Consider the following 19,110-nt stretch of genomic DNA (forward strand, 5'->3'; position numbering starts at 1 on the left):
GCTACCGTCCACGGGGAGAAACATCCAATGATCCGTTCGCTCTACATCGCTGCTACCGGCATGAACGCCCAGCAGACGAACATGGACGTGATTTCGAACAACCTCGCCAACACCAGCACGAACGGCTTCAAGAAGGGCCGCGCGGTGTTCGAGGATCTGCTGTATCAGACGATCCGCCAGCCTGGCGCGCAGTCGTCGCAGCAAACGCTGCTGCCCTCGGGCCTGCAACTGGGCACTGGTGTGCGTCCGGCCGCGACCGAGCGCATCTTCACGCAGGGCAACCTGACCTCGACCAACAACGCCAAGGACGTGGCCATCAACGGCGACGGCTTCTTCCAGGTGTTGATGCCGGACGGCACGACCGCCTACACGCGCGACGGCTCCTTCCAGGTCGACAACAACGGCCAGCTCGTGACGGCGTCGGGCTACCCGATCCAGCCGGCAATCACGATCCCGCCCAACGCGCTGTCGCTGACCATCGCGCGCGACGGCACGGTGTCGGTCACGCAGCCGGGCAACACGGCCAATGTGCAGATCGGTACGTTTCAGCTCGCCACGTTCATCAACAACGCTGGCCTGCAAAGCATGGGCGAGAACCTGTACGCCGAGACGGCCGCATCAGGCGCACCGAACGTGGCGCAGCCGGGCACCAACGGCGCGGGCGTGCTCAACCAGAACTACGTCGAAACGTCGAACGTGAACGTGGTGGAAGAGCTCGTGAACATGATTTCGGCGCAACGCGCCTACGAAATCAACTCGAAGGCGGTCACGGCGTCCGACCAGATGCTGCAACGTCTGACGCAGATGTAAGCGGCTAGCCGCGACTCGTAACAGCACTTGGGAAATGAACGCCGATATGTCCGCACGATCGACCGTAATGCAACGCAGCGCAGGCCTGGCGCGGTTCTTAGCGCTCATGGCCGCTGCCGCGTTGAGCGGTCTGGCGGGCTGCGCCTACGTGCCGCAGGAGCCGGTGGTGAACGGCCCGACTACCACGCGACCGCCGCCCCCGCCGGTGGCGGCCGACCCGGAAGGGTCGATCTACCGTCCGCTGTATTCGAACCGTCCGCTGTTCGAAGACCGCCGTCCGCGCAACGTGGGCGACATCCTCACGATCGTCATCAACGAAAACACGGCGGCGAGCAAGAACTCGGCAGCCAATACCTCGCGCGCCGGCAGCGGCAATCTGACGCTGAACCAGACGCCGGGCGTGATCGGCGGTGTGCTCAACAATCAGGGCCTCGACGCCAGCGGCGCCAACAAGTTCGACGCCAAGGGCGCGGCGAATGCAAACAACGTGTTCTCGGGCCAGATTACCGTGACCGTGATGGAAGTGCTGTCCAACGGCAACCTGGCGGTGGCCGGCGAGAAGCAGATCGCGATCAACCAGGGCACGGAGTACATCAAGTTTTCGGGCATCGTCAGCCCGCAGACGATTTCGGGCGCGAACACCGTGCCCTCGACGCAGGTGGCCGATGCGCGCATCGAATACCGTGGCAAGGGCTACATCAACGAAGCCGAAACCATGGGCTGGCTGCAGCGCTTCTTCCTTAACGTTTCGCCCTTCTGATGTCGATCATGTCGTTCCTGTCGCGCCGCGCGCCTAACATTCGTCACCTTAGCCAGCACACCGGCCGCACCGTCTCCACGTTCGCCGTGGCCGTTGCAATGAGCGTGGCGGGCGCTGCCGTGCTGCTCACGCCGGGCGTGGCGCACGCCGAGCGTCTCAAGGAACTGGCGTCGATTCAGGGCGTGCGCGACAACCAGCTGATCGGCTACGGCCTCGTGGCCGGTCTCGACAACTCGGGCGACCAGACCACCCAGACGCCGTTCACGGTGCAGAGCATGACCAACATGCTCTCGCAACTGGGGATCACCGTTGCGCCCGGGACCAACATGCAGTTGAAGAACGTGGCCGCCGTGATGGTGACGGCCACGCTCCCGGCGTTCACGCGCCCCGGGCAGGCCATCGACGTGGTGGTCTCCTCGATGGGTAACGCCAAGAGTCTGCGCGGCGGCACGCTGCTCATGACCCCGCTCAAAGGGCCGGACGGACAGGTCTACGCACTGGCGCAGGGCAACCTGCTGATCGGCGGCGCGGGCGCGTCCGCCAACGGTTCGAGCGTGACCATCAACCAGCTGGCGTCGGGCCGGATTCCGAGCGGCGCCATCGTCGAGCGCGCCGTGCCGACCGCCATGGGCGGCCAGCCGGGCACCGTACAGATGGAGCTCAACGCCACCGATTTCTCGACCGCGCAGCGCGTGGTCGACGCCGTGAACCGTCGCTTCGGCTACGGCACCGCGCAGGCGCTGGACGGCCGCGTGATCCTGCTGCGCACACCGACCGATCCGTCCTCGCGCGTGCAGTTCCTCGCGCAGCTCGAAAGCCTGGAAGTGCGCCCGGACAACACGGCCGCGCGCGTCATCATCAATGCCCGTACCGGCTCGGTAGTGATGAACCAGAACGTGACGATCCAGCAATGCGCGGTGGCGCACGGCAACCTGTCGGTCGTCATCGACACGCAAAACAATGTGAGCCAGCCGGCGCCGTTCTCGGGCGGTCAGACAGTGGTGGCACCGAATTCGCAGATCTCCGTACAACAGGAGAACAACGCGCTCAAGATGGTCAAAGCGGGCGCCAACCTCGCCGACGTCGTCAAGGCACTGAACTCGCTCGGTGCGAGTCCGGCTGACCTGATGTCGATTCTTCAGGCCATGAAGGCCTCGGGCGCGCTTCGCGCCGATCTGGAGATCATCTGATATGGCCGACGGCAACCGCCTGAGCGGTGCGGCAGGCAACAACCTGCCCGATCTGACGCAACGCGCTTCCTACGACATGCAGGGCCTTGCGGCCTTGCGCGCCGCCGCCCATCAGCAAACGCCGCAGGCCACGCAGCAGGCGGCCAAGCAGTTCGAGGCCGTCTTCACGCAGATGATGGTCAAGAGCATGCGCGACGCGACCCTGTCCGGCGGCCTGCTCGGCAGCGATCAGGAAAAGATGTTCAACGGCATGCTCGACGACCAGCTCGCTCAGCAACTGGCGTCGAACAAGGGCATCGGGCTGGCCGATCTCATGCTCAAGCAGTTGGCCAAGACCGGCACCACGCTGCCCCCGGCCGCCACGGGCCGTCAGCAGTCGCTGCAAGGCCGCGCATACAACTCGGCGGATGCCATCGGCGTGGCCGACGGGGCGCCGGCGATCGCCGGCGAGTTCGTTGACCGCATGGCGTCGGCCGCGCAGAACGCGAGCGCGCGCAGCGGCATTCCGGCGCGTTTCATGATGAGCCAGGCGGCGCTGGAGTCGGGCTGGGGCAAGCGCGAAATCCGTCGCGCGGACGGCAGCACGAGCCACAACGTGTTCGGCATTAAGGCGGGCAAGAACTGGACCGGTCCGACCGTCGAAGTGGCGACGACCGAGTACGTGAACGGCCAGCCGCGCAAGGTGACGGCCAAGTTCCGCGCCTACGGCTCGTACGACGAGGCATTCGCCGACTACGCCAGCCTGATTTCGAACAACCCGCGTTATTCGTCGGTCGTGGCGAGCACCAACGACGCGGCGAGCTTTGCCAACAATTTGCAACGTGCCGGCTATGCGACCGATCCGCATTACGCCAGCAAGCTGATGAAGGTCATGAAGCACTTCACCTGACCTGGCGGGATCGGGACGAAAACAACCGGAGCGACGGCCTCAATTTTGCCGCCGGGCTGCCGTAAACACATCGGTAACGGTGCGCGAGCGGGCTTTTCACCGCGGGGCGTGCCTCCAACTCAAGCCGCGAGATCATGAGCCTTATCAATATTGGCATGAGCGGGCTGAACGCCTCCCAGTTCGCCCTCAACACCACCGGCAACAACATCTCCAATTCGGGGACGGCCGGCTATAACCGTCAGATCGTCAACTACGCCCAGGCGGCCAGCCAGTACGCGGGTGTGGGGTATCTGGGGCAGGGCGTGCTCGTGACCGACGTGTCGCGCGTGTATGACCAGTTCCTGTCGAACCAGGTCAATCAGGCGCAGACCCAGTACAGCCAGCTCAACACCTACTACCAGCAGATCTCGCAGATCAACAACGCGCTGGGCAGCTCGACGACCGGCCTGTCGGCCACGATGTCGTCGTTCTTCACGAGCCTGCAGAACATCGTCTCCGCCCCGGCCAACTCGGCCACGCGCGCGACGGTCGTGTCCTCGGCACAAACGCTCACCAGCATGTTCCAGTCGCTGGCCGGCACCCTGTCCACGCTGCGCAACAGTGTGAACGGCAGCATCACCCAGTCGACCGACCAGATCAACGTCTACGCCAAGCAGATCGCGCAGCTCAACGACGCCATCGTGCAGGCGAAGGCCAACGGCGGCGGGGCGTCGCCGAACGACCTGCTCGACCAGCGCGATCAGGCCGTCGCGAGCCTGAACGCCATCATCCAGACCAACGTGGTCAAGGCGTCCGACGGTTCGTACAGCGTGTTCGTCGGCAACGGCCAGTCGCTCGTGACGGGCAACTCGTCGTTCGAGATGACGACCGTGGCGTCGACCAACGACCCGTCGCAACTCACGATCGCCTACGTGACGGCCAACGGCACCAAGGTGCCGGTACCGGAATCGTCGATTACCGGCGGCTCGCTCGCCGGGCTGCTGTCGTTCCGCAGCGGCGCGCTGACGCAGGCGCAGAACTCGCTCGGCCAGATCGCCATGTCGCTCGCGGGCACGTTCAACGCGCAGAACAAACTGGGTCTGGACCTGTACGGCCAGCTCGGCGGCGACTTCTTCACCGTGCCGGCCCCGACCATCGTGGCCAGCACGAACAACTCGAATGGCGCGGTGCTCAACGCCACGATTACCGATACCTCGAAGGTCACGACCAGCGACTACAACGTGTCGTTCGACGGTACGAACTACACGCTGACACGTCAGTCCGACGGCGCGAAGTGGACGGCGGGTGCGCCCGCCACGCCGGGCGCGCCGCTGGCGTTTACCGACAGCAGCGGCAAGGCGTTCGACGACGGTTTCAATGTGACGGCCAGCAATCTGGCCGCCGGCGACAGCTTCACCATCGAGCCGACGCGCAACGCCGCGCAGAACATCGGCGTGGCCATTACCGATCCGGGCAAGATTGCCCTGGCCGCCCCGATTCTCGCCTCGACGCCGTCGACCAATACGGGTTCGCTCAAGACGGATCAGGGCAGCGTCGACGCCAATTACCTGGCGGCGCCGCTCACGTCGCCCGTCACGTTCACGTTCAACAAGGACGCAACGACCGGGGCCCTCACGCTGGTGGCGCCTGCCGCGATGACGGTGACCGTCAACGGCACGACCACCACCTACGCCGCTGGCGACGTTGTGCCTTACGACGCCACCAACGGCGCGAAGATCACGCTGGGCGGCATGACCGTGAACGTGAGCGGCACGCCGGCAGACGGCGACAAGCTCACCATCAGCCCGAACACCACCGGCGCCGTGACGGACAACCGCAACGGCCTGGCACTCTCGGGGTTGCAGAACGACAAGACCAAGGTCGGCGGCAAGGACAGCTACGCGTCTGCCTACGCCAATCTGGTCTCGTACGTGGGCTCGACCACGAACACGTACAAGGCGACGAGCGCCGCGCAGCAAACGCTGCTCAAGCAGGCGCAGACCGCCCAGCAGTCCAACTCCGGCGTGAGTCTCGACGAAGAAGCCGCCAACCTGATCAAGTACCAACAGCTCTATCAGGCCAACTCGAAGGTCATTCAGACCGCGTCGCAGCTGTTCGACACGATTCTGCAAATGGTCAACTAAGACGGCTGAGGAGACGGAAAAATGCGCATCAGCACCAACATGATCTTCGAGCAGGGTTCTGCGGCCATGAGCCGCAACACCTCCGACCTGCTCGCCACGCAGGCACAGCTCTCGTCGGGCAAGCGCGTGACCACGCCGAGCGACGACCCGATGGCCTCGGCGCAGGCCGTGGCCGTGTCGCAGCAAAAAGACATGAACACGCAGTACGCGACGAACCGCAGCTCGGCCACGACGGCGCTCCAGCTCGAAGATCAGACCTTCGGCAGCATCGTCAACAGCTTGCAGCACATCATGTCGCAGGTCGTGGCCGCGGGTAACCCGTCGCTCAACGACAACGATCGCTCGACCATCGCGACCGATCTGCAATCGAGCTTCCAGCAACTGCTCTCGCTCGCCAACACGACCGACGCAAACGGCCAGTACCTGTTCTCGGGCTTCATGGGCGGCTCGGCGGCGTACGTCGCCACGCCCACCGGCGCGAGCTACGCGGGCGACACGGGCATTCGCAACGTGCAGGTCAGCGCCGGTCGGCAGATTCCGATCAACGACATCGGTTCGAACATCTTCGAAGGGATTCAGCCCGCCACGGCGAGCACGCTGATCAGCGGCAGTCTGTCGAACACGGGTACGGCGACGTACACGCCGGTGTCGACGACCGACGTGACCAACGCCGCGGCCCAGCATCAGTTCTCGATCAGCTTTGCCGTCGACAGCACTACCACGCCGCCGACCACGAACTACACGGTCAAAGATCTGACGGACACCGCCGCACCGGACGTGACCGGCGTGTACACGTCGGGCCAGCCGATCGCCTTCGGCGGCAAGTCGGTGACGTTCTCCGGCGACCCGGCAACGGGCGACACCTACACGGTGCAGCCCCCGGGCAAGGCCAGCACGAACGTGTTCGACAACCTTCAGCAGCTCATCAACACGCTCAAGACGCCGATCGGTGTGCAGGGGCCGGCCGGATCGGCCAACCTGAGCAACGCGCTCACCACGTTCAACCAGATGTTCAGCAACACCTACGACAACGTGACGACCGTGCGCACGACCGTGGGCTCGCGCATGAACGAGCTGTCGACGCTTAACGACATCGGCAGCAGCAACGACCTCGCCTATACGTCGCAGTTGCAGGACCTGCTCGACGTGGACATCATTTCCGCGACGAGCCAGTTCGCTCAGTTGCAGGCGTCGCTGCAAGCCTCGCAGCAAACCTTTATCCAGACACAGAAGCTCTCGCTGTTCGCGCTGCTCTGATATCGGACGCAGGCATCGCGTCAGAACGGCAAACGGGCCGCCCGGCAATCACCGGGCGGCCCGTTTTGTTTGGGGGCGGCGCTCGCCCGGCCGTGCGAGACGTCAGGCCTTCGGCACGAAGGCGGCCGTCGCGCGCATCATCATGTCGATACCGATGGAGATGAAGTGGTCCATCACCGGCGCGATGCGCGGCATCATCAGTTCGAGCACCACCAGGCCGACGCCCAGCGTGAGCGGGAAACCCACCGCGAAGATATTCAGTTGCGGCGCGGCGCGGTTCAGAATGCCCAGCGCGAGGTTACAGATCAGCAACGCGGCCACGAGCGGCAGCGACAGCATGAGCGCGAGCATGAACAACTGGCCGCCAAGCATGGCCAGGTAGTGCCAGCCCCCGACCGAGAGCGGCGTGCTGGACACGGGTAGCACCGTAAAGCTCTGCACCAGCGTGGCGAACATCACCAGATGCCCGTTGGTGGCGAGGAAGACGAGCATCGCCACCACGTTGAGCAGCATGCCGAGCACGGCGGTGCTGCCGTCGCTGTTGGGCGTGAGCAGCGTGGCGAAGGACAGGCCCATTTGCAGGCCGACGAAGTCGCCCGCCATGCTGATGGCGGAGAACACGATCTGCATGCACCAGCCGAGCGCCGCGCCGATCATCATCTGCTGCACGAGAATCCACAGACCTTCCCACGAGAACGGCGAGACAGCGGGCATGGGGCCGAGCACGGGGGCGAGCGTGAGCGCGACGATGCCCGCGAGGCCGATCTTCACGGTGCCCGGCACGGCCGCGTCGCCGAACAGCGGCGCACTCATGGACAGTGCGAGCAGACGCACGAACGGAAAAAGGAACGTCGCAATGACGCCCGAGAGCTGTTCGTACGTGAAGCTGATCAAAGTCGGCGCGGCTTACCCGACAAGGCCGGGAATGCCTGTGAGCAACTGGCGCATGTAGTCGACCATCAGATTGAGCATCCACGGTCCGGCGATCACCAGCGTGATGAACACGGCGAGCAGCTTCGGAATGAACGACAGCGTCATTTCGTTGATCTGCGTGGCGGCCTGAAACAGGCTCACGAGCAGACCGGAGACGAGGGCGACGATCAGGAGGGGCGCGGCAAGCAACAGGGTGACCTGCATTGCCTGATGGGCCAGCGCCATGACGGTTTCCGGAGTCATCTCGATCGCCTTCCGCTACATTGTGAAGCTCTGGGCGAGCGAGCCCAGCAGCAGTTGCCAGCCGTCGACCACCACGAACAGCATCAGCTTGAACGGCAGCGACACCGTGGAGGGCGAGACCATCATCATCCCCATCGACATCAGCACGCTGGCCACGACCAGATCGATGATGAGGAACGGAATGAAGATCGTGAAGCCGATCTGGAAGGCCGTTTTCAACTCGCTTGTGGCGAAGGCGGGCACGAGAATGCGCATCGGCACGTCTTCCGGGCCGTTCATCGGCGGGGTCTTGGCGAGCTTGGCGAAGAGCGCCAGATCGGCCTCGCGCGTCTGCTTGAGCATGAACGAATGGAACGGCTTGGCGCCGGTGTCGATGGCCTGCTCGAAGCTGATCTTGTTGGCCGCGAACGGCTGATAGGCGGTCGTGTACGCCTGATCGAACACGGGCGACATGACGAAGAAGGTCAGGAACAGCGCCAGACCGATCAGAATCTGGTTCGGCGGCGAGGTCGTCACGCCGATGGCGTGACGCAGCAGCGAGAGCACGATGATGATGCGCGTGAAGGCGGTCATCATCAGCAACATCGCGGGCAGGAAGCCCAGCGACGTGAGCAGCAGCATCGTCTGCACGGACAGCGAGTACGTCTGTCCGCCGCCCGGCGCCGGTGTCGTGGTGAGCGCCGGCAATGTGGCCTGTGCGAGCGCGGTGCCTGGCAGCGCGAGGCACACGAGTGCCAGCGCCAGACCGAGCGGCAAACCATGCACGAGGCCACGCACCCGGTCACGCGTGAGGCCCGCCAGACCCGATTTCCGTCTGGCCAACGGCAAGCCGCGCGACATCAGGTGTCCTTCTTCATGGATTCGCGCAATTTTTGCGCAAAAGCTTGCGCGGCGCGGTTGGCTTGTGCGCCCGGATGGGCGACGGCGGGGGCAGCGGGCATGTCGGCGACGCGCTCCGCATCGATCACATGCAGGCTGCGTACCTGACCCGGCGCGACACCGAGCACGATCCAGTCGCCGGCGACTTCCACGACGACCACGCGCTCGCGCTGGCCGACGGCGGCGCTGCCAACGATGCGTACGTTACCGCCGCCGAGCGGGCGTTGCAGCCCGAAGCGCTTGGCGAGCCACGCCAGTCCGAACAGCAGCGCCAGCACGAGCACGAGGCCGAAGCCCGTCTGCACGATGCCCGCACCGCCGAGGCTCGGCACCGCGGCCGCCTGCGAGGCGGCGCCCTGCGCGTGAGCACCGGAGACGCCGAACAGGCCGAACAGACCAAGGGCGGTCGTGAGGCACAGGCTGGTCGGGGTGGGCAGGTCGGTCAGCGCGGAGATCGGACGCGCCATGGCGCGAAGCGCACGGGCGGTGGCCGTCGCCGTGGCGGCGCCTGCCGCAGCACGCCGCACGGGCATGCCGCGGACTTTCGTTGCAATCATCGGTTGAGCTTACGGATGCGTTCGGATGGCGTGATGATATCAGTCAGGCGAATGCCGAACTTGTCGTTCACGACCACCACTTCGCCCTGGGCGATGAGGCAACCGTTGACCAGCACGTCCATCGGTTCGCCGGCCATGCCGTCGAGTTCCACCACGGAGCCTTGCGCGAGTTGCAGCAGGTTCTTGATGGCGATTTTCGTGCGGCCGAGCTCCACGGTCATCTGGACCGGAATGTCGAGAATCAGGTCGATGTCGTTGTGCGTGGCCGGGGTCGTGCTGCCTGCGGCGGCGGCGAGCGGCTGAAACACGGGGGACGCAGTGGAAGAGGCGGGTTGCGGTGCGGCGGCGGCCGGCTCGGAAGCCGTCTGCTCAGCCATGGCACTGGCCCACTCGTCCGCCATGGCCTGGGCGTCGTCACCGGGCGTTTGAGGGGTATCGCTCATCACTCATTGTCCTTCGTGTAATCGCTGTGCGAATGGTTGATCATCTGGTTCACGCGCAGCGCGTATTGACCGTTGAAGACGCCGTAATTGCATTGCATCACGGGCACGCCGTCGACCTTGGCTTCGAGCACTTCGGGGACGTCCAGCGGAATCACGTCGCCCACGCGCATGTTGAGCAACTGCGAGAGCGTCATGTCGATCTGGGCGAGGTTGGTCACGATTTCCACATCGGCGGCCTGCACCTGCTGCGAGAGCAGACGCACCCAGCGCTTGTCGACTTCGAGCGTCTCGCCTTGCAGCGGGCTCGAGAGCTGATCGCGCATCGGCTCGATCATCGAGTACGGCATGCAGATGTGGAACTCGCCGCCCACCGAGCCGAACTCGATGTCGAACGTGGTCGTGACCACGACTTCGTTGGGCGTGGCGACGTTGGCGAACTGCGTGTGCATTTCGGCGCGCACGTACTCGAACTCGACCGGATACACCGGCTTCCACGACGCGCCGTAATTCTCGAACACCAGATCGAGCAGGCGCGCGATGATGCGCTGCTCGGTCTGCGTGAAATCGCGCCCTTCGACGCGGGTATGGAACCGGCCGTCGCCACCGAACAGGTTATCCACCACGAGGAACACGAGGTTCGGATCGAACACGAACAGCGCCGTGCCGCGCAGCGGCTTGATGTGGACCAGGTTGAGGTTGGTCGGGACAGGCAGGTTGCGAATGAACTCGCTGTACTTCTGCACGCGCACCGGGCTTACCGAGATTTCGGCGCTGCGGCGCATGAAGTTGAACAGCGCAATGCGGAACAGTCGCGAGAAGCGGTCGTTGATGATCTCGAGCGTGGGCATGCGCCCGCGCACGATGCGCTCTTGCGTCGCGATGTTGTATGGCCTGATGCCGGAATGATCTTCCGACTCGGACCGGTCATCCTGCTCGCCGGTGACACCCTTCAGAAGGGCATCGACTTCTTCCTGCGACAGGAACTCCTCATGCGCCATGAATCACTCACTGAATTACAAACGCGGTGAACAGGACGTCGCCCACGGCTTGCTGCGGCATATTGGCGGCGAACGGCTGTGCGACCAACGCGCGAATCTCGCTTGCCAGACGGCGCTTGCCGTCGATCGTCGCCAGATCCTGCGGCTGCTTCGACGACAGCAACAACAACACTCGGCTACGCACTTCGGGCATGTGCTGCGTGATACGGGCTTGCGTTTCGGCGTCTGCCACCTTGAGCGAGAGGCCGATATGCAGGTAGCGCTCGCCGTCGTCGCCCGACAGGTTCACCGTGAACGGGTCCATGCCGACAAACACGGGCGGGGGCGGGGGCGGCGGTGCTTTTGCCGCTTCGCTACGTCCGGTCAGCAAATACACGGCCGTTGCCGCGCCGGCCGCTGCCATGAGCGCAACCGCAACGATCAACAGAATCCATTTGCGCACGCCCCCTTTGGAGGAAGCCGCGGCTTGCGTCGGTGCGGGATTTGCCATGTATTCGCCTGCTATTGGGTAGTGATTGTCGGCCAACCCGCCAAGGGGTGATCGGCCGAAAAGAAGGGACAATCGCGTCTAACTCGCGTCTTTGTCTTAACGGCAGAAAAACCCGCCTGCTTTAGGGCGCCGTCGGGAGATGCGGCACCCGGTCGCGTTGCTTCGCGCCGGGGTGCAACCCTGGTGGTGCCGGTTTCGGGGCTGGCCGTGCCGGCCGGGACTGTCAGGCGAACGTATCGACGAAACCGTTGCTGGCTCGCACCGGCACGTTCACGGTCGTGGCGATCGGGGTGTCGTCGGCGGTGCCGCCGAAGCCCGGCGTGCCGCGTCCGTTCCCGTTCCCGCCGCCATTGCCGTTCGCGCCCTGCTGCGCAAAGGCTTGCTGCTGCGAGGTGTCGCTGCCCACGGTCGCGTTACCCAGCGCGATGCCGCTGTTGGCAAGGCTTTCGCGCAGTTGCGGCAGGGCGGCCTGCACCGCGTCGCGCACGGCGGCGTGTTGCGAGACGAACATGGCTTGCGCCGAGTCGTTCGCCACGTTCAACACCACGTGCAGCGGGCCGAGATCGGGCGGGTTGAGGCTCAGTTGCGCCGTCTGTGCGTGGGCGCTGGACAGCCATACCACTTGCTGCGAGAGCTGGTTGTTCCAGTCCTGCGTACCGACGCGCGCATTCAGCGCGAGGGCGGCGGGCAGATTGGCTTGCGCCTGCAACTGGGGCTGGGCGTCGACGGCAGGCGTGGCCGCCTGTGCGGCCTGAGCGGCGGCCTGCGTTGCGGCGGTGGTGGCTTGTGATGCGGCGTCGCGGTTGCCCTGCGCCTGCGAGAGCGCGTCGGCCATGCGTTGCGCCTGTGCGTCGGCGCCGGCGCCGGCCAGCGGCGTGGCGGTTTTCGCGTCCGTGGCGGCCGGTTGTGCGGTCGTCGCGGCTTGCGTCGTGGTGGCGTTCCTGGCCAGGGCGTCGAGCGAAATGCCGCCCGTCGGGCTGGTCGTGGAGGCGGCCGACGTCACCGTGCCTTTCGCCGGTGTGCCGGTGTCGGCGGCAGTGGCCGTGGCTTTGGCGTCGGTGCCTGCCGGCGGCTGGCCGGTCAGTTGCGCGGCGCCTGCGGCCTGCAATGCGCCGGTCACGGCAGCCGTAATGGCGGCGCCGGCGCCGGTGCCGGGCTTGCCGTCGGTGGCCGTGGCATCGGCGGTGGTGGTCTCCGGGAGGGGCGTTGCCGGTTGCAGCGGTGCCCCATTCATCGCGGCGAGCGCGACGGCCAATGCGGCGGCCGGATCGCCGGGCGCTGCGCTGGCTTGGGTTTCGTCGTCGTCGTCCGTGCCGTCGTTGGCCTTCGTCGGCTTCGCGGGTTTGGTCGAAGCGTTCGTTTGTCCGGTCTGGCCGGACTGCCCCGACTGTGCGGTCTTGCCCGTTTGTCCGGCGGACGCACTGTCGGTCGACTTGGTGCTATTCGACGCGTTGCTGGACGACGTATTCGTCTGGCCGGACTGCGCCGCGTTGTTGTTCGCGCTGTTGGCGGCGGGCTGTGCGGTCTGACGCGTTTGCTGCGAGAGTACCGTGGAGAACGGCAGCGCGCTGTTGTCGTCGCTATTCGACGACCCTGCGCGATTGCCATTCACGGCTTGCTGGACAGCACCTGCGGCATCGGTCAGGAAGCTCAGAATCGACATATCGGGCTCCTTCAATCCTTTAAATCGGGGATTCGGCACGACGGCGCAGGCTGCGCGCGGCGTACTCGTCATTTTCCTTCTGCTCGCGACGCGCCACCCGCACGGCGGTGCGGGCTTCTTCGCGCGAGGCGAGCGTGCCGAAGGAGTTCAAACGGCGTTGCTGTGCCTGCCATTCGCGGCGGGCGACAGCGAGGCGCTCTTCCGCCTGCTGGAGCAGCATGGCTTGCTGTCCGATGGCGGTGTCGAGCGTATCGATGAATTGCTGGAAGTTGCGCCAGTCGCAGCCCGCCATGCCCTGGATCGTTGCCGTCTGCATGCGCGTGCGGTACTCGTGGCGATACTGACGCAGCGCTTCGAGCTGACGCTCGACTTCGGCGCGTTGCGTCTGACGCTCGCCAAGCAGGCGCGCGGCTTCGTCCACGTCCTTCTGGGCGAGTTCGATGAGCAGCTTGAGGGGCAGGGTGGAATTCATGGCCGCCTCCGATTAGTGGAACAGTCCGCGCAACTGCTGCACGGCGTCCGGATAACTGGCCCGCTCGCGCATGCCTTGTTGCAGGAAGCTTTCGAGGCGGGGGTAGAGCTCGATTGCCTGATCGAGCATCGGGTCGCTGCCCGGCGCGTACGCGCCCACATTGATGAGGTCGCGGTTGCGCTGGTAGCGCGAGAGCATTTGCTTGAAGCGGCGCACCGTGTCGAATTGCGCGTCGTCGATGAGTGCGGCCATGGCACGGCTGATCGATTGTTCGATGTCGATGGCCGGGTAATGACCCGACTCGGCGAGCTGACGCGAGAGCACGATGTGGCCATCGAGAATGGCGCGCGCGGAGTCGGCAATGGGGTCTTGCTGATCGTCGCCTTCGGTGAGCACGGTGTAGAACGCCGTGATCGAACCGCCGCCGTTCGGGCCGTTACCGGCACGCTCGACGAGCGCGGGCAGCTTCGCGAACACCGACGGCGGATAGCCCTTGGTCGCGGGCGGCTCGCCGATGGCCAGTGCGATCTCGCGTTGCGCCATGGCGTAACGGGTGAGCGAATCCATGATCAGCAGCACGTCTTTGCCCTGATCGCGGAAGTATTCGGCCAGCGTGGTGGCATAGGCCGCGCCTTGCAGACGCAGCAACGGCGACACGTCGGCCGGTGCCGCGACGACCACGGCGCGCGCCAACCCGTCGGGGCCGAGAATGTTTTCGATGAAGTCCTTCACTTCGCGGCCGCGCTCGCCGATCAGGCCCACGACGATGACTTCGGCCTGCGTGAAGCGGGCCATCATGCCGAGCAGCACGCTCTTGCCAACGCCCGACCCTGCGAAGAGACCCATACGCTGACCGCGTCCCACGGTGAGCAGCGAGTTGATGGCGCGCACGCCGACATCGAGTACCGATTCGATGGGCGCGCGGCCCAGCGGGTTGATCGGCACCGAGGCGAGCGAGGCGCTGTCGGTCATGCCGAGCGGGCCGAAGTCGTCCAGCGGACGGCCGGCGGCGTCGACCACGCGTCCGAGCAGCGCGTCGCCCACGGGCAGGCGCTTGCCGTTGTGACGTTGCGACGGCAGCGGGCCGTCGGCGGCGGGTTCCATCGGGAACACGCGTGCGCCGGGCAGCAGGCCGGCGACTTCCGTCTGCGGCATGAGAAAGAGGCGGTCGCCGCCGAAACCCACGACTTCGGCTTCGGCCGTGGCGGGTTCGCGCGAGGCGTCGTGCACCGGCAGCTCGATCAGGCAGCCGGCACCGACCGGCAGGCGCAGCCCGACGGCTTCGAGCACAAGACCGGCGGCACGCGTGAGGCGGCCGCAGCGGCGGGTCGGCTCCACGGCGTGCACGTGCGCGATGCGCTCGCGCAGCGTGTTCTGCCAGCGCCGCAGATGGGCGTCGCGCGCGAGTTCGCGGGCACTGAGCGCGTTGTGGACGGTGGCCTTCGGCGCGGCGGGCGCGCTTGCTTCGCTTGCGTGCGGCGTGGCGGCGGCGCTATCGTCGTTGTTCTGGTCGTGGTGATCGTGATCGTCCGGTTGCAGCGCACCGTCTTGTGCGGTGTGGGCGCTCGTATCGACCGCATCGATCTCATCCCACAGTCGCACCGAAGGCGACGTGCCGTCGTTGGCCGGCGCGGGCGTGGACGGTGTCGTCTGATCGTGCGTGTTCTCGGTGCTGGGCAGCACCGGCGCATGCGCGGCGAGTGGGGTGAGTTCGGCGCTCACCACGGCAGATCCTTGCCGAGGGCGGCCATGACACGCTGCCAGCGGGTGGCGACGGTGGCGTCGACTTCGCCGCTGGCGGCTTCGGCCTTGCAGCCGCCACGCTCGATGGTGGGATCGGCACGTACTGTCCAGCCTGCGGCGTGCAGTTCCGTGCCGACATGCGCTTCGACCAGCACAACGTCGTCCGGATGCAGGAGCAGACGCGGCGAGCCGGTCAGCGGATCGTTGGTCAGCAGATCGCGCACGATCGGCAGCAGCGTTTCCGGGCGGATCGTAAGCGTTTGATGCAGGGCCTGACGCGCAATGTCGAGCGCCAGGCCGAGCAGCGGCTCGGCCACTTCGCGGTCGATAGCGTTCACGGCCGTGCCGAAGCCATGTGCGATGTCGGCGAGTTGTGCCGCGCGCGTGTCGACTTCTTGCTTCCCGGCGTCCTGTCCGGCGGCATAGCCCTCGGCGTGGCCGGTGGCGTAGCCCTGCGCGTGCCCTTCGGCGCGCGCCTGCTCGCGCCACGCGGCGATCTGTTCCACGAGCGCGGGATCGTCGAGCGGGTTGGGCGGTTTGGGTTGCGGCGGCGGCGGGGGCGGCGGCGGGTCGAACGACGCCATCTCCCAGCGTTGCCAGGCAGAGAGGCGTTCTTTCGGGATGATGGTCGACATGCGCGCGGGCCCCGTTTCGTTACACGTACGCGTCGTCGCCGCGGCCGCCGATCATGATGGCGCCTTGATCGGCCAGGCGCCGCACGACTTGCAGCACCTTCTTCTGTTCGGCTTCGACTTCGGAAACCCGCACCGGACCGCGCGATTCGAGGTCTTCGCGCAGCAGCTCCGCCGCACGCGCCGACATGTTCTTGAAGAACTTCTCGCGCAGCTCCGACGGTGCGCCCTTGAGCGCGATGATGAGCGACTCGGACTCGATTTCCTTGAGCAGCACCTGAATGCTGCGGTCTTCCACGTCGAGCAGGTTCTCGAACACGAACATCTCTTCGACGATCTTCGCCGCGAGGTCCGAGTCGTAGTTGCGCACGGCTTCGATGACCGATTCTTCGTGCACGCCGCCCAGATAGTTGAGGATTTCCGCGGCGGTGCGCACGCCACCCATCGGGCTGCGCTTGATGTTTTCGCTGCCCGAGAGCAGCTTGGTCAGCACGTCGTTGAGTTCGCGCAGTGCGGCCGGTTGAATGCCGTCGAGCGTGGCGATTCGCAGCACCACGTCGTTGCGCAGACGTTCGGTGAAGAGCGCCAGCACTTCCGAGGCCTGATCTCGGTCGAGATGCACGAGGATCGTGGCGATGATCTGCGGGTGCTCGTGGCGGATCAGTTCGGCAACCGCGGTGGAGTCCATCCACTTCAGGCCTTCGATACCGCTGGTGTCGCCACCTTGCAGAATTCGCTCGATCAGGCCCGCAGCCTTGTCGTTGCCCAGCGCCTTGTTGAGCACGGACCGGATGTACTCGGACGAATCGAGCGACAGCGCGGAATGCTGCTCGGCTTCGAGTACGAAGTCCTGCAATACATCTGCGATCTGATCGCGCGTGACTTGTCGCAGCGAGGCCATCGCCGCGCCGAGCTTCTGCACTTCGCGCGGCGCGAGGTACTTGAAGACCTCCGCCGCTTCGTCTTCACCCAGCGACATCAGGAGGATGGCGCTGCGTTGGAGTCCCTCAGCCGCGCTCATCGCCACCACCCACCCATGCTTTGACTACCGTTGCCACGATCTTCGGATCCTGTCGCGCCACTTGGCGCGCGTACTGCAAATTACGCTCATAGGCGCTGAGTTCGCCTCGCTTGTCGGCTTCGCCGTCGGCGCTCTCGCCCTCGGCGCCGCCTTCGGCCCCGGCGGCAGCGCCTGCGGCGCCGGCCAGCGTTGGCTCGGCCGGGGGCGGCGGGCTCAGGTGCTTGCGAATGGCCGGACGAATCACGCCGAACCACAGATACAGCCCGATCATCCCGATCAGCACCCACTTGCCGACCTGTTTGGCCAGTTCGATGTTCTGACGCTGACGCCACCACGGCAGGTTCGCTTCCGGATCTGCCTCGACTGTGAACGGGCTGTTGACGATGTTGATCGTGTCGCCACGCTGACCCGAGAAGCCGATGGCTTCCTTCGACAGGTTCTGAATCTGGTCGAGCTGGGCTTGCGTGAGCGCAACCATCGCGGGCTTGCCCTTCGCGTCGGTGCCGGGGCGATAGTTCACGACAATCGCCGCCGACAGACGCTTCAGGCCGCCCGTGGCTTGCTGCACGTGACGAATCGTGCGGTCGACTTCGTAGTTGACCGTGGCGTCCTTGCGGTCGCTGCGCGGGCCTTGCGGGGCGCTCGCCGCGCTGGCCGGATTGGCGCCTTGCTGTGCGACCTGCTGTGGCGGCTGCGTGATCGGCGCGCTCGCCTGCCCCGGCGGCTGGTTCGACAGCGCGCCCGGTACACCCCCCGCCGCATTGGCGCCGAGCTGCGAGGCTTCGCTGCTCTGCTGGCTGCGCACGGCCTGTTCGCCCGAGTTCGGCTTGTAATTCTCGGAAGTCTGTTCGACCTGATTGAAGTCGACGTCCGCCGTCACCTGCGCGTGCACATTGCCCGGGCCGACGATCGGGTTCAGGATCGCTTCGACGCGGCGTGCGTAGGACTGTTCGAGTTCGCGAACGTACTTGAGCTGGCTGGCGTCCAGACCCAGCGCGTTACCGCTTTGGGCGGACAGCAGGTTGCCGTTCTGGTCGAGCACCGTGACGTTCTTGACCGGCAGTTCCGGCACGCTCGACGCAACCATATGCACGATGGCGCTGACTTGCGCATCGTCGAGCACGCGGCCCGGATAGAGCGTTACGAGCACCGAGGCGCTCGGCTTTTGCTGCTCGCGCACGAAGACCGACGGCTTCGGGATCGCGAGGTGCACGCGCGCGGCCTGCACAGCGGAGAGCGATTCGACCGAGCGCGCGAGCTCGCCTTCGAGCGCGCGCTGGTAGTTGACCTGTTCGGCGAACTGGCTGATGCCGAACTTCTGGTTGTCCATCAATTCGAAGCCGACCAGACCGCCCTTGGGCAGGCCCTGGGAGGCCAGACGCAGACGCACGTCGTGCACCTGCTCGGACGGCACGAGAATCGCGCCACCGCCCTCGGCGAACTTGTACGGCACGTTCATCTGTTGCAGCGACGTGATGATGGCGCCACCGTCGCGATCGCTCAGGTTGCTGTAGAGCACCTTGTAATCGGGGGCGCGGCTCCACAGGAAGACGGCGATCAGCAGCGCGACGAGCGCTGCGCCGCCAACGAGCAACGGCAGGCGCTCTCGCGAGCGCAACTGCGCGAGCAGGGGCGGCTTGGCGGCGACGTCAGCCGTCTGGGTGGCGGCATTCATGCGCGGCTCCACGCCAGGGGCGTTGATTTGACGTTCTTCGCGGTGGAAGTGCTCACTAACATGCGACAGAATTCTCCGGGTACGCTTGGCATCGCACGCGCGTCCTTGGGCTGTAAAGGATTGGAAAGACTCTTGTTCCCGGTGCGCACGATGCCGATGGTCCTGATTATTCGTTGGCGAATATGGAATCGTTCCGTGGATTAGGCGGGGTTTTTCCCGCTAATTAAGCTATTGGGGGCTTGCCAAGCGGTGGTAAGCTCCGACGTGACTGATAAAGGGCAAACCGGTGTGAGCAGCGCGATGTCGCGCGCGGCCGACGCCCATCAAGGACA

General features: G+C 65.6%; 19 protein-coding genes. 6 read left to right on the top strand and 13 right to left on the bottom strand.

Translation table 11 applies throughout. The annotated features are described in order from the left end of the window. Positions 1-27 precede the first annotated feature (27 nt). From flgG to flgL, 6 genes are all read left to right on the top strand, one after another. On the top strand, positions 28-810 hold the full coding sequence (flgG, locus tag ACIPHM_RS20805; RefSeq protein WP_400332362.1) for a flagellar basal-body rod protein FlgG: 783 nt from the start codon (positions 28-30) through the stop codon (positions 808-810). Positions 811-877: 67 nt separating this feature from the next. Then, positions 878-1,570: a flagellar basal body L-ring protein FlgH gene (locus tag ACIPHM_RS20810; protein ID WP_400332364.1), complete on the top strand. Its 693-nt coding sequence runs from the start codon at positions 878-880 to the stop codon at positions 1,568-1,570. An 8-nt stretch (positions 1,571-1,578) separates the two neighbouring features. Beyond that, complete coding sequence (locus ACIPHM_RS20815; RefSeq protein ID WP_400332519.1) at positions 1,579-2,760, top strand: flagellar basal body P-ring protein FlgI; 1,182 nt, start codon at positions 1,579-1,581, stop codon at positions 2,758-2,760. Position 2,761: 1 nt separating this feature from the next. After that, on the top strand, positions 2,762-3,649 hold the full coding sequence (gene flgJ / locus ACIPHM_RS20820; RefSeq protein ID WP_400332367.1) for a flagellar assembly peptidoglycan hydrolase FlgJ: 888 nt from the start codon (positions 2,762-2,764) through the stop codon (positions 3,647-3,649). Positions 3,650-3,783: 134 nt separating this feature from the next. After that, a complete protein-coding gene (flgK, locus tag ACIPHM_RS20825; RefSeq protein ID WP_400332369.1) occupies positions 3,784-5,772 on the top strand; it encodes a flagellar hook-associated protein FlgK in 1,989 nt (662 codons plus the stop codon). 21 nt (positions 5,773-5,793) lie between these two features. Beyond that, positions 5,794-7,029: a flagellar hook-associated protein FlgL gene (flgL, locus tag ACIPHM_RS20830; protein WP_400332371.1), complete on the top strand. Its 1,236-nt coding sequence runs from the start codon at positions 5,794-5,796 to the stop codon at positions 7,027-7,029. A gap of 102 nt (positions 7,030-7,131) precedes the next feature. On the opposite strand, the gene fliR is transcribed toward flgL, so the two are convergent. The 13 genes from fliR to fliF all read right to left on the bottom strand — a co-directional run bounded on the left by fliR (position 7,132) and on the right by fliF (position 18,778). Then, complete coding sequence (gene fliR, locus ACIPHM_RS20835) at positions 7,132-7,923, bottom strand: flagellar biosynthetic protein FliR (RefSeq protein ID WP_400332373.1); 792 nt, start codon at positions 7,921-7,923, stop codon at positions 7,132-7,134. Positions 7,924-7,935: 12 nt separating this feature from the next. Next, positions 7,936-8,205 (bottom strand): flagellar biosynthesis protein FliQ, encoded by a 270-nt coding sequence (gene fliQ / locus ACIPHM_RS20840; RefSeq protein ID WP_400332376.1) that lies wholly within the window; start codon positions 8,203-8,205, stop codon positions 7,936-7,938. A gap of 15 nt (positions 8,206-8,220) precedes the next feature. Continuing rightward, positions 8,221-9,045 (bottom strand): flagellar type III secretion system pore protein FliP, encoded by an 825-nt coding sequence (gene fliP, locus ACIPHM_RS20845; RefSeq protein ID WP_400332378.1) that lies wholly within the window; start codon positions 9,043-9,045, stop codon positions 8,221-8,223. Then, the gene (gene fliO / locus ACIPHM_RS20850) at positions 9,045-9,617 is read right to left on the bottom strand and encodes a flagellar biosynthetic protein FliO (RefSeq protein ID WP_400332381.1); all 573 of its coding nucleotides are present in this window, start codon (positions 9,615-9,617) and stop codon (positions 9,045-9,047) included. The genes fliP and fliO overlap by 1 nt, the downstream gene beginning before the upstream one ends. Positions 9,618-9,637: 20 nt before the next feature. After that, the gene (fliN, locus tag ACIPHM_RS20855; protein ID WP_400332384.1) at positions 9,638-10,084 is read right to left on the bottom strand and encodes a flagellar motor switch protein FliN; all 447 of its coding nucleotides are present in this window, start codon (positions 10,082-10,084) and stop codon (positions 9,638-9,640) included. Continuing rightward, on the bottom strand, positions 10,084-11,082 hold the full coding sequence (gene fliM, locus ACIPHM_RS20860) for a flagellar motor switch protein FliM (RefSeq protein WP_400332387.1): 999 nt from the start codon (positions 11,080-11,082) through the stop codon (positions 10,084-10,086). The genes fliN and fliM overlap by 1 nt, the downstream gene beginning before the upstream one ends. A 7-nt stretch (positions 11,083-11,089) precedes the next feature. Then, a complete protein-coding gene (fliL, locus tag ACIPHM_RS20865; RefSeq protein ID WP_400332390.1) occupies positions 11,090-11,572 on the bottom strand; it encodes a flagellar basal body-associated protein FliL in 483 nt (160 codons plus the stop codon). A gap of 223 nt (positions 11,573-11,795) precedes the next feature. Next, positions 11,796-13,235 carry a flagellar hook-length control protein FliK gene (locus ACIPHM_RS20870; protein WP_400332393.1) on the bottom strand — a complete coding sequence of 480 codons (1,440 nt, stop codon included), beginning with the start codon at positions 13,233-13,235 and terminating at the stop codon, positions 11,796-11,798. 19 nt (positions 13,236-13,254) lie between these two features. Beyond that, entirely contained in the window at positions 13,255-13,707 is a 453-nt protein-coding gene (gene fliJ / locus ACIPHM_RS20875) for a flagellar export protein FliJ (protein ID WP_400332396.1), read from the bottom strand. Between the two features lie 12 nt (positions 13,708-13,719). Further along, on the bottom strand, positions 13,720-15,309 hold the full coding sequence (gene fliI, locus ACIPHM_RS20880; RefSeq protein ID WP_400332521.1) for a flagellar protein export ATPase FliI: 1,590 nt from the start codon (positions 15,307-15,309) through the stop codon (positions 13,720-13,722). A 116-nt stretch (positions 15,310-15,425) separates the two neighbouring features. Beyond that, positions 15,426-16,085: a flagellar assembly protein FliH gene (gene fliH, locus ACIPHM_RS20885; RefSeq protein WP_400332399.1), complete on the bottom strand. Its 660-nt coding sequence runs from the start codon at positions 16,083-16,085 to the stop codon at positions 15,426-15,428. Positions 16,086-16,104: 19 nt separating this feature from the next. After that, on the bottom strand, positions 16,105-17,103 hold the full coding sequence (fliG, locus tag ACIPHM_RS20890) for a flagellar motor switch protein FliG (protein ID WP_072617532.1): 999 nt from the start codon (positions 17,101-17,103) through the stop codon (positions 16,105-16,107). Then, positions 17,090-18,778 (bottom strand): flagellar basal-body MS-ring/collar protein FliF, encoded by a 1,689-nt coding sequence (gene fliF, locus ACIPHM_RS20895; protein WP_400332402.1) that lies wholly within the window; start codon positions 18,776-18,778, stop codon positions 17,090-17,092. Before fliF ends, fliG begins: the two co-directional genes overlap by 14 nt. Positions 18,779-19,110: the final 332 nt, after the last annotated feature.

This window comes from Pandoraea sp. NPDC087047 (genome assembly GCF_044745225.1).
Classification (GTDB): Bacteria; Pseudomonadota; Gammaproteobacteria; order Burkholderiales; family Burkholderiaceae; genus Pandoraea.

Bases quoted from the DNA above. Each gene is read 5' to 3' on its own strand.
- fliJ (WP_400332396.1), bottom strand. From the start codon at position 13,707: ATGAATTCCACCCTGCCCCTCAAGCTGCTCATCGAACTCGCCCAGAAG.
- ACIPHM_RS20810 (WP_400332364.1), top strand. From the start codon at position 878: ATGCAACGCAGCGCAGGCCTGGCGCGGTTCTTAGCGCTCATGGCCGCT.
- fliH (WP_400332399.1), bottom strand. From the start codon at position 16,085: ATGTCGACCATCATCCCGAAAGAACGCCTCTCTGCCTGGCAACGCTGG.
- fliP (WP_400332378.1), bottom strand. From the start codon at position 9,045: ATGTCGCGCGGCTTGCCGTTGGCCAGACGGAAATCGGGTCTGGCGGGC.
- fliG (WP_072617532.1), bottom strand. From the start codon at position 17,103: ATGAGCGCGGCTGAGGGACTCCAACGCAGCGCCATCCTCCTGATGTCG.
- flgL (WP_400332371.1), top strand. From the start codon at position 5,794: ATGCGCATCAGCACCAACATGATCTTCGAGCAGGGTTCTGCGGCCATG.
- fliO (WP_400332381.1), bottom strand. From the start codon at position 9,617: ATGCCCGTGCGGCGTGCTGCGGCAGGCGCCGCCACGGCGACGGCCACC.
- fliM (WP_400332387.1), bottom strand. From the start codon at position 11,082: ATGGCGCATGAGGAGTTCCTGTCGCAGGAAGAAGTCGATGCCCTTCTG.
- ACIPHM_RS20815 (WP_400332519.1), top strand. From the start codon at position 1,579: ATGTCGTTCCTGTCGCGCCGCGCGCCTAACATTCGTCACCTTAGCCAG.
- flgK (WP_400332369.1), top strand. From the start codon at position 3,784: ATGAGCCTTATCAATATTGGCATGAGCGGGCTGAACGCCTCCCAGTTC.
- fliQ (WP_400332376.1), bottom strand. From the start codon at position 8,205: ATGACTCCGGAAACCGTCATGGCGCTGGCCCATCAGGCAATGCAGGTC.
- fliF (WP_400332402.1), bottom strand. From the start codon at position 18,778: ATGAATGCCGCCACCCAGACGGCTGACGTCGCCGCCAAGCCGCCCCTG.
- flgJ (WP_400332367.1), top strand. From the start codon at position 2,762: ATGGCCGACGGCAACCGCCTGAGCGGTGCGGCAGGCAACAACCTGCCC.
- fliN (WP_400332384.1), bottom strand. From the start codon at position 10,084: ATGAGCGATACCCCTCAAACGCCCGGTGACGACGCCCAGGCCATGGCG.
- fliL (WP_400332390.1), bottom strand. From the start codon at position 11,572: ATGGCAAATCCCGCACCGACGCAAGCCGCGGCTTCCTCCAAAGGGGGC.
- ACIPHM_RS20870 (WP_400332393.1), bottom strand. From the start codon at position 13,235: ATGTCGATTCTGAGCTTCCTGACCGATGCCGCAGGTGCTGTCCAGCAA.
- flgG (WP_400332362.1), top strand. From the start codon at position 28: ATGATCCGTTCGCTCTACATCGCTGCTACCGGCATGAACGCCCAGCAG.